The 9,102-nt window shown below is 42.8% G+C and carries 8 protein-coding genes and 1 pseudogene; all 9 read right to left on the reverse strand.

All coding sequences use genetic code 11. The features are described from left to right. Nucleotides 1-95, reverse strand: a pseudogene (locus tag B2Z67_RS07120) (IS1595 family transposase); the annotation flags it as partial. A 91-nt stretch (nt 96-186) separates the two neighbouring features. Continuing rightward, nucleotides 187-387, reverse strand: coding sequence for a hypothetical protein (locus B2Z67_RS07125; RefSeq protein ID WP_291529127.1), 201 nt, complete (start codon nt 385-387; stop codon nt 187-189). Between the two features lie 74 nt (nt 388-461). Continuing rightward, entirely contained in the window at nt 462-731 is a 270-nt protein-coding gene (locus tag B2Z67_RS07130; protein ID WP_291529128.1) for a hypothetical protein, read from the reverse strand. A gap of 81 nt (nt 732-812) precedes the next feature. Beyond that, entirely contained in the window at nt 813-1,160 is a 348-nt protein-coding gene (locus tag B2Z67_RS07135; RefSeq protein ID WP_291529129.1) for a DUF2019 domain-containing protein, read from the reverse strand. A 96-nt stretch (nt 1,161-1,256) separates the two neighbouring features. After that, entirely contained in the window at nt 1,257-1,601 is a 345-nt protein-coding gene (locus tag B2Z67_RS07140; RefSeq protein ID WP_291529130.1) for a hypothetical protein, read from the reverse strand. A gap of 66 nt (nt 1,602-1,667) precedes the next feature. Then, entirely contained in the window at nt 1,668-2,297 is a 630-nt protein-coding gene (locus tag B2Z67_RS07145) for an imm11 family protein (protein ID WP_291529131.1), read from the reverse strand. 138 nt (nt 2,298-2,435) lie between these two features. Next, on the reverse strand, nt 2,436-2,915 hold the full coding sequence (locus B2Z67_RS07150; protein ID WP_291529132.1) for a hypothetical protein: 480 nt from the start codon (nt 2,913-2,915) through the stop codon (nt 2,436-2,438). 48 nt (nt 2,916-2,963) lie between these two features. Next, on the reverse strand, nt 2,964-7,196 hold the full coding sequence (locus tag B2Z67_RS07155; RefSeq protein WP_291529133.1) for a DUF6443 domain-containing protein: 4,233 nt from the start codon (nt 7,194-7,196) through the stop codon (nt 2,964-2,966). Nucleotides 7,197-7,211: 15 nt separating this feature from the next. Next, the coding region (locus tag B2Z67_RS07160) for an RHS repeat domain-containing protein (protein WP_291529134.1) at nt 7,212-9,102 on the reverse strand (1,891 nt) is incomplete at its 5' end.

The raw sequence follows: 9,102 nt of genomic DNA on the forward strand, positions 1-9,102 counted from the left end.
TTGCAGACAACGCCAGATTGCTCTCTCTGTTCTTTTAGATAGGCTATGCAAGAAGCCTCATCAGGGAAACATTGCATAAAATTCAGTATGTTCATAATGTAGTGCTCGTTTGATTTTACACCATAAATATACTGAATATCAGCAATATACGAAAATATATATGTAAATAAATTCATTCGCGTAATGTTAATTATGCGTTAAGCTTTTAACGGACAGTATGCGGATAATCATTAATGTATTATAATCTCCTTGAATCAATCTGTGTTCATCAAAGATGTAATGTTTGTCTGCATCAATTGGATGAAAATTTTTCAGCCCAACAGCATGTGCTTGAAATGTAGATAAAACTAATTTGTTTCTAAAAGCATAAAACTCTTTAATATTCATAACATAATAAGATTAAAAAATGCAGAAAGATACTTCAGTAACGCACCTTAATGGAACAAAGGATTTATAATGATCTAATGAATACCTACTATACTTATATCCTTTATTGCTTGAATAGTTTCTTCGCTATCACATTCTTCTTTTAATCTTTCATTTAGCGAAATTATGAAAGTATCAGAAGTTAATCCTTTTTTTACTAAATGTAAATCTTGAATAAAACCTTCAATTAAAAACCAATCATTGCTATTCATAACTAATTTTTCTTCTTTAGTTCCAATTCTTGCCCAACCATCAGCATCACCGTTAAAGCGTTGATATATTCTAATTTTTTCTACTGTAATCATGGTGTGTTTTTTATCTGCTGTATCAGGTACACTTCAAACAAGAGTCCCTTTTTCGCTATATTGAGATAATTGCAAACAATGTTATAATTTCAAATTTCCCTTTTTCCATTCGTTTAGAGTTGTCTTTGCTGTAAAAGTACATATTCCTGTTCCTTTCGCAATTTGTTCTAATACTCGTATTCCTTCCCGTTCTTCTACTGCTAAAAGATAAGTAGCCGCCCATATACGAACACCAACAGAGTTGTGATTTAAGCTTTTTAGCAATTGATGCATTTCATTTTGTTCCTTTAGGAACGCTATGGCTTTAACTATAATAGCATAACATCTATTTGCTGTTTTATAATCACCTTGTTCTGTGGCTTCGGCATGTTTAGATGCCGCTTCCTCGAACTTTTCTAATGCTGTTTTTGTATCTTTCAATTTTATCATGGTTTCCTACCGTTTTTTTAATATTTGAATTCCTAAATCATATTGTACATGATAATCCAGAGTGCTTTACTATTTATAATATATTTGATAAATATATTAATCGATATACCATTTATTATTGTTCCAATTCTGAATAGCATACTTAGCCCCAGAACTAATAAGCGGAATATCTTCTTTAAATAATTTATTTAGTGCTTCTAAACATTTTTCTGGACTAAATTTCATGCAGTATGTTGCAGCAAGAGATACAACTTCTGGAGTGTCAGAGTAAATTAATTGCAGCAATTCCTCTAATTCCTCTTGTTTTTTGATTGCAGCATAAACTTTGTTTATCCCTTTTATCTCTGCATTTCCATGTTTATAATCACCTTCCAAGCTATATTTATAGTGCTTAATAGCTCTCTGGCGAAACTCTTCAACTAAATCTTTTACTCCTTTCATGATACTAATTTTGGGTTACTTGAATGTATAAAAAGTTCAAAAACATTACCATGTGGGGCTTCTGGGTTAATGTGCATTTGGTATAGCAAAATCTGGAATTTCGACATCTGCAAGATTTACAAGATTGATGTTGATAAACTTGTTCTTTTTCAACACATCAGCAACCTTACTTGTTATGATTGTTCCAAAATTCTTTTCAGGCAGAAAAAAATCACTGCCATCCCACTTGTCCAAACCAACATACAAGCCTTTGTAGTATCTACCCAAAGGCCCTTCTGGTACAAGCCGCTTTTTAATAATTTCCGATTTACTGTAATCAATTTTACCACATCTACCGGTAATTGACAAGCCATGGTAGCCTTGTATTTCTTCTCCTCGTTTTGTGAATACTTTTATTTCAAAAGTTTTCCAACCGGTCAAATGATTATCTTCAAAGGCTGCTTTCATCCTGTTAGAAATTAGATACAAATCTGCCCAACCTGTATCTAACAAGTCCTGCAACTTTTTTCCATACTCCTGTTTGAATACAACTGGAAAAGAAATACTATCATAATCTCCTTGAATTAATCTGTGTTCATCAAATATGTAATGTTTGTTAGGAACAATTGGATGAAATTCTTTCAGCCCAACAGCGCATGCTAGAAATGTTGATGAAACTAATTTACTTCCAAAATCATAAAAATCTTCAATATTCATAATATAATAAAATTAAAAAATGCAGGAAGATACTTCAGTAACGCACCTTAATTATGGTTTGTTAGGTTCAACAACTCCATCTTTTACCGATTCTCTTATTGATTAAGAATTAGCAAGGACTTATTGATATAATTAAAGTTATTTCTTGTCAGAAGTCCATTCACTACCCCAGTTCTCTAAAGTCCAACCATTGGTTAGCATTTCAATTAAAAATGCGCCATTCCAAGTTCCCCAAGAGGATAGTTCCTTTTGCTCTTTCGTAAGTGTTTTTACCAATTTTCTTTGCCGAGTTCTTATATTAATAATATACCAACCTAAGAATTCACCTCTTATAATAAGCTCCTCTCTCATATATTTAGGCATTCCGAATTTATCGGCAGGATAATAGCCAACCAATTCCACCATCTTTCCCCTATAGGATGCCGGAAGTGGAAAAAATATCATATACATTTCTTTGGAAGCCGCCAACTCATTAAAATCAGTCGGTCTTTCAACATATAACCCAGGCAAAACCCTTATTAATTCACCTAATGACTCATCTCTATAGATGTAGTGTAAATATGCCTTTCCTTCAGGCGTATTAATCTCAAAAATGTCTCCTAACTTAATTCTTTTCATACTACAAAGTTATCAATTTCTATTTAATTGTTAATATATCCTGCAAATCTAAGGTTTGTATTTGATTGATTTTAATAATTCAAGTCCTCTTTGCAGTTGCGCTGCATACACCGGATTTTTTGGCGATATACTATTAATTTTGTTGAGTAAAGTACCGCCATTCTTACCCAAGCCATGTATTTCTATCAACGCCTGCTCTATAGCTCTTGCATCCGCTTTGGAGATTCCTGGTATTAACTCTCGTATTACAATTCCTTTCGAAGCCCAATGTTCCGCTGATCTTCTTAAAAAATTATTGGTAATGCCCACATATTGTACAACGCCTCCCGCTGTTACAGACCTGTAGACCGTCATTTCTCCTTTAGCCGCTGTAGCTCCTTTAGTCGCCCAACCAACCAGTCCGCCGATCATTTTCCCCAGCATGGCACCTCCAAATTCCCAAGCCGCAAGTTCTACAATTGTCTCTCCTATCCGGCGTCCGATGTTGTTCAATTCTCTATCTCTCAATGAATTATACAATTCTGATTTAGAGTTCTCCGACAAGGGGCTGTCCTTACCCAGGAATTGGTTCTGCAATTTAGGACTCATGGCTATCAAATCAAAGGCACTAACGGGTTTATTAGCCCAGACACCGGCATTCTGATAGGCGTTGAAATACGAATTTTCATTCAACCGAATGGAAATGGTATTTCCAACTCGGGTATAACCTTCCACTTCTTCCTCACCCTCTTGCCAAAAATAATTCCCATACTTATCTACATACCAGTCCATCCCTGTGGGGTCGCTACGAAGAATGGGATTTGCACCACAGTATGCGTACGGACTCCAACTATAATAACTCTCGGAATGCGGGTCAGGCGTCGGGAAACTCCAATCATCTTTCCATCTTGCCTCGAAGTCATACCAGTTCAGCCCCTTCTGCGTATCCAGTTCCTTTCCTCCGAACTTGAAAGGCTGTGACGAAGTCTGCGTACCTTCTGCGAATGACATACCATAAGGGTAATAGTGGTTAGTCTGGACGATTGTTCCGCTCGCGTTGGCTACCACGCGGTTATTGCCCAAGTGATCTGTCAGGTAGAAGTGGTATGTTCCGCTTGTGCCGCCATTTGCAATTTCAATGTAACCGCTCTCAATGAGGATACGTTTCAGCGTTCCGTTCTCATAGATTAAGCTACCGCAGTAATCTGTGGTCTTTCCGCTGATGCTCGTGCTCAATTTTTCTCCGTCGGCGGCGTACGTATAAAGGTTGGAAGAAGTACTCGTGGAACCGGGGGAAGTAGGCATAACAATAGTGCCCGGCAGGTTCAGGATGTTATACGTAATACTACTGATACCTTTGTTTGCGTCTTTCGTCAGGTTGCCGTTCCGGTTGTAATAGTATTCACGGGCGGTACTGGAACCATTCTTGAAATCCATTGAAGCGGATAGGCTGACGCTCGCTCCCGAGTCTTCAACTTTTATGAGCTGGTTGCCCGCATAAGTCATTGTCAGGTTGTCGATAATGCCGTAGCTCGAGGTACCGGTATTGCCACGGCGCATCAGGCTGGTCATGTTACCGTGTTTGTCGTAGGCGTATGTGGTATTGAAATTACTGTTCGCCGTCCCGTTCTCCAGGTAACCTGCGGCGGTAAGCCGCGAGAGGTTGTCGTATGTGAACCGGTATCCCCTGGTCTTGCTCTCGTTGGAGAGCTTCCAGCTCATGGCGGAGATGTTACCGTTATAGCGGACGGTGTTGCTGCCGTAAGCATCATTGTAATACAGCGTCTGGGTGAACAGGGTGGAAGAGATTGACTTCATCCACGAGCGCACATTGTAAGTATAGGTGCTCTTCAACGCTGCTACCCCATTGTGTTGGGTGGTCTTCAGGCGTCCCAGTTCGTCGTAGGTATTTGCGGCGATGGTTATTTCACTGCCGGTGTTCAGCTTATGCTTTACCGTGGTGAGTCGTTCGGCGGCGTCATAAGTGTACGTATAGACTTCCGTCTGCGTGGACTTGCCCATGGCGGCATGCACATGCTTCCGTTTGAGGATTTGCCCGGTAAAGCTGTAAGCGTAGTACTCCTTTTCCGTGCCACCCGTAAGGTGATTGTTGGATTTGGACTGAACCAGTCTGCCTTTCGAATCATAGTACATCACGCAGTACAAGTCGTTTGCGGCAGAAAGTATCGTGCCGTCGGGTGAAAGGCGGACGGTCAGCATGCCGGTCAATCTTCCTTCATTCAGACTCTTGCGGGCGGAGGTATAATCCGCTCCATACCAGGTGTCGTAGCCGGATTCGGCAGTGTACTTAACTCTGTCGTCCGTGTTAGCGGGTATGTTATTCGTCCCTAAGAAATCATAGTCGTCGTAGTAGTTCACAGAGAGCACGGCGGGATTTGTCGGTGTGACGCCCGAAATGGTGTATCCTCTGTAAGTACCGGTGGTATTGTTACGGGTGGCTCTCACTGTGATGCCGTTCAGTGCAGGGGTGGTAGCCAAAGCATTGTAAGTGTTCGTGCAGGTGCCTGTCAGGCAGACGCGATTGAAGGCATCGGTGATAGTAAATGCCCATTCCTTCGGAGACTTCCGGCGCTGTTCGCCGTCCTGTGAGAAAATGAGTCGGTCGGAAGTATCATATATATAATATGTCCAGTCGCCGCCCGGAAGACGTTTAGCTTTACAGCGGTTGCGATGGTCGTACTTGTACAGGTAGGCATAGTTGCGCAGGACGACGGAGTTGGCGTTCGTCCAGGAAACGGTCGTACTGCCCTTCATGGCGTCCGATGCGAGCGGAGAAAGAACGGCTGTTTGATTGCCGTAATCGTCATATATGTAATAGGTGTCATGCAAGACTTTCGTATTGCCGCTGCGTACTATTTGCCGGGTAAGCACTACCTGTCCCAGCTTGTCCTTAAACTCAAACGAGGTGTTACCGTCTTCGTCGGCTGTGCGGGTGACATGCAGTGAGCCTGTAGGATAATATCCACGGCGAGTGATGGTTAACAACGTATCCGCCGACAGGGAAGTGTCAGGAACTGTATAAAGCACGCAGTTCAGCGTGTCATTACCCGAGATATTGGTGAAGTAATCGGCCTTTACCCGACGGGAGTTGGTATGCCAGGCTGTCCCGGGTCCGTACTGCTCCAATACACGTTCCAGGGAGGAGGCTTCATACACCTGGCGTGAGTAGGGGTTTTGGTCGGCATTCAATGTCCTTGCGGAGGATTTTACCGTTTCGGGGGATACATATCTCCCGTCGCCCGTAGACGTTCCCGGAAGCCAAGTGTTTGATTCGCGCCCATAGGCGTCATACTCTTGAAGCATCACAAGATCCTTACCCGAAGGGGTAATCTTGCGCTGGATGCTTTGCACGGGGCGACCGATACCGTCGAGGTATTGAACATTGTCCAGATACTGGGTACCGGCATCGTTTGTATATGTGCGGGTGATGATGTAGTTATGGTCGTCTCCCAAATCCATGCCGATGCCTTTCGTTCCTTCTATGCGGGTAGTGATACTGCCGTTCAGGGTGTAGCCCTCGCTTACTACATAGTACACGCCGGCAGCCAGGTTCGTCTGTTTCAGATAGGCTTGCCGGGTATTGCTGCACGCTTGCGTATCGGAGTGGTCGTTGTTGGATGCAATAAGAGTCCCGGAGGAATTAAGCAGGGAAATATACGTATCGGCAAGGGCGGAACCGCAATGAGAAAGAGTGATATCCATCGGAGAGGCCAAAGTAAATGTGTAGTACACATCCTTTGTCGACCTGCCGGGGTAGTCGTTCGTCATCGGATTGGTGTCGAGGGTGTTCGAATAACTGAACGCATTGGAGTGGGTACCAACATTGATGGCGTTGCTCATCCGGTTGCCCGCGGGGTTTTGGGCGTCGCGGGTGACGATGCTGATGTTAATGTAGTCACTGCTGTTGCTGGTGGGGAAGTCATTACCAATGTAGTAATCGCCGGGAGGAAGATTGACCGCTTTCAGACCGGCAAGCTGACCGCACGCCTTGTAGTTGTAGGGCGTACTCAAGGCAACGGGGTAACCGCTGGCATTCAATAAACTCATGTTTGATTCCGAAGGATCGGAGCCGCAGTGGTCGATTTCCACGTCTACTTCCTTTGTGACATAGAAATGGCAATAGAAATACCCGGCACTGAAGCTGGACATGGAATACATCTCCGAAAGGGAGTAATTGGTAGCGTCCGACATGGATACCAACGGGAAACCGTTAAAAGTCTGTCCATGCATTTTGAAAAGGCAGGACAGAAGTAAGTATGTGAGAATGAATAACTTCTTCATGCTTGGTATCATAGTTTATTCGTTTATTAATTTGTATTCATATTGCTCTACGGTTTTGCCGTTATGGTCTTTTATGGTTACCAAGCGTCCGGCGTTGTCGTACTCGTAAGTAGTCTTTTCGCCGGTCGGGGCAGTAACAGAAGTGATACCCACTAACGGTTGATAGGTGTAAGTGGTTACCTGTACACCCCTGTCTGCGAGCGGAAGAACAATAAGCGTATTGCGAACAGTATTTAGAAGAGATTCGGGAGCGTTGCTGTTTGCCAGATTGCTGATAGTGGAAGACCCCAACCAACCTTCTACTTCGGCATACGTAGCACCCTCTATCTTGGCTACGGGATAAAGTGAGTTGTACCCCCACAGATACACGATTTTAACGGAGTTATCCTGAATGGCTTCCAAAGGATTGCCCCGGCTGTCATATCGCAGATAACTGATACGCGCCTCTTCGGGTCCGGTATTCTTTCTGAAGTATTCTTTTTCCGGTAACAGGAGCTTGTTGCCAAAGTTTTTATATTGAACCACTTTCTTGTATAACTCCAGGTTTCCTTTCTTGCGGACATGCACCAGGGGAGTGGCGATGCGGTTCTCGGTTTTCAAAGAGCTTAATGCCGCCCGCTGGGTCGTATTCATCAGGGTGGTGATTTCGGTGTCGTACGGATAGTAAATGTAGTCCGAATAGATGTCTCCTTTGCTGTCGGTCACTGTTGTGGCATAAGGGAGATACATCCTGTTGTCATGAAACCTGCTATCTACATTCTTTTCCGTTGCAACGGAGTCCGTACCGTAATAGAGGGTTTTCTTTTCTCGGCTGACTTTCCATTTCTGAAGGTTAATCCAGTAATTGCCAACATAGAAAGCTTTGGGGCTGGCAAACTTGTGATATGGAGGCAAATCGTAACCATATTCATCCGAATAAAGCCTTTTGCTCATGGTATTAAATACGTTAGTACATCCAGGGCTGCTGAAAGTGTTATAATTATATTCAGTTTTCTCTACCGGGATATAGTTTATTCCTTCTTTCTTGAAAGTGATTTTTTTATTTAAAAGAGATCCCTTCTGTGCCAGATTGACATAGTTCTGTATATAGAACGGAGTACTGCTACCCCCTTCTCCATGTCCACCTGTATTAGGTTGGTGTAGTATGTATGAGGTGTTGGTATAATATGTAAAATAGCTGACAGCCTTGTTTTCTCCCTCATATTCGGTTACTACCGGATACCATACGTTGGGGTTGTAAGTGGGGTATGCCACGTTAGCGCCTGTATTTCCGATGATCTTCTGGCTGAAAGCTAATTCATATTCATAAGTTGCATAATAACCACCGAATACAGTACCAACATATACCAACATGTCTTTACGATAGCAGAATTGGTCATTGACAAACCAGCGAAGTTCCGGAGCGTCTACAATATTGCCTTTGCCGCTTTCATTCGTTCCATATTTATACGTACGGATAACTTCGGGAGATCCATGCCCGGGACTGCTGATTGTTCTTTTTACCCTTACTCCTCCGCCTTCGGTGAGACTGGATGTATAACTTCCGTTTAACAAGATGTCTAATATCAAATGCGGTTCAAATTGATGGGGTTCATACTCTATCCCCATATATCCCCCTGTGGGGTAAGTGACTTTCTTCAGCATAAAACTCTGCATGGCGGTAGCATCCGTACTGCGGTCTGCGCCTTCATAAACATAAAGACGCGTCTGTCCCGTTTCTCCTGCTACCTGCATCCTAAAACTCGGAATCAAAGTAGCATTACTTAGTTTTCCGTTATAATATCCCCATAGGTCTTGTGCATGGCGATTCATATATTCGCCACCGTAGTAGTCAAAATTAAAAGTTCCTTCACCACTGATATACAGACTTGTCAATGTAGTATAATTACTCAAGTTTCGGAAGTAG

The organism is Bacteroides sp. UBA939 (genome assembly GCF_002293435.1).
Classification (GTDB): Bacteria; Bacteroidota; Bacteroidia; order Bacteroidales; family Bacteroidaceae; genus Bacteroides.

Coding starts and splice junctions, on each gene's coding strand:
- B2Z67_RS07155 (WP_291529133.1), bottom strand. CDS start 7,196: ATGAAGAAGTTATTCATTCTCACATACTTACTTCTGTCCTGCCTTTTC.
- B2Z67_RS07135 (WP_291529129.1), bottom strand. CDS start 1,160: ATGATAAAATTGAAAGATACAAAAACAGCATTAGAAAAGTTCGAGGAA.
- B2Z67_RS07125 (WP_291529127.1), bottom strand. CDS start 387: ATGAATATTAAAGAGTTTTATGCTTTTAGAAACAAATTAGTTTTATCT.
- B2Z67_RS07130 (WP_291529128.1), bottom strand. CDS start 731: ATGATTACAGTAGAAAAAATTAGAATATATCAACGCTTTAACGGTGAT.
- B2Z67_RS07150 (WP_291529132.1), bottom strand. CDS start 2,915: ATGAAAAGAATTAAGTTAGGAGACATTTTTGAGATTAATACGCCTGAA.
- B2Z67_RS07140 (WP_291529130.1), bottom strand. CDS start 1,601: ATGAAAGGAGTAAAAGATTTAGTTGAAGAGTTTCGCCAGAGAGCTATT.
- B2Z67_RS07145 (WP_291529131.1), bottom strand. CDS start 2,297: ATGAATATTGAAGATTTTTATGATTTTGGAAGTAAATTAGTTTCATCA.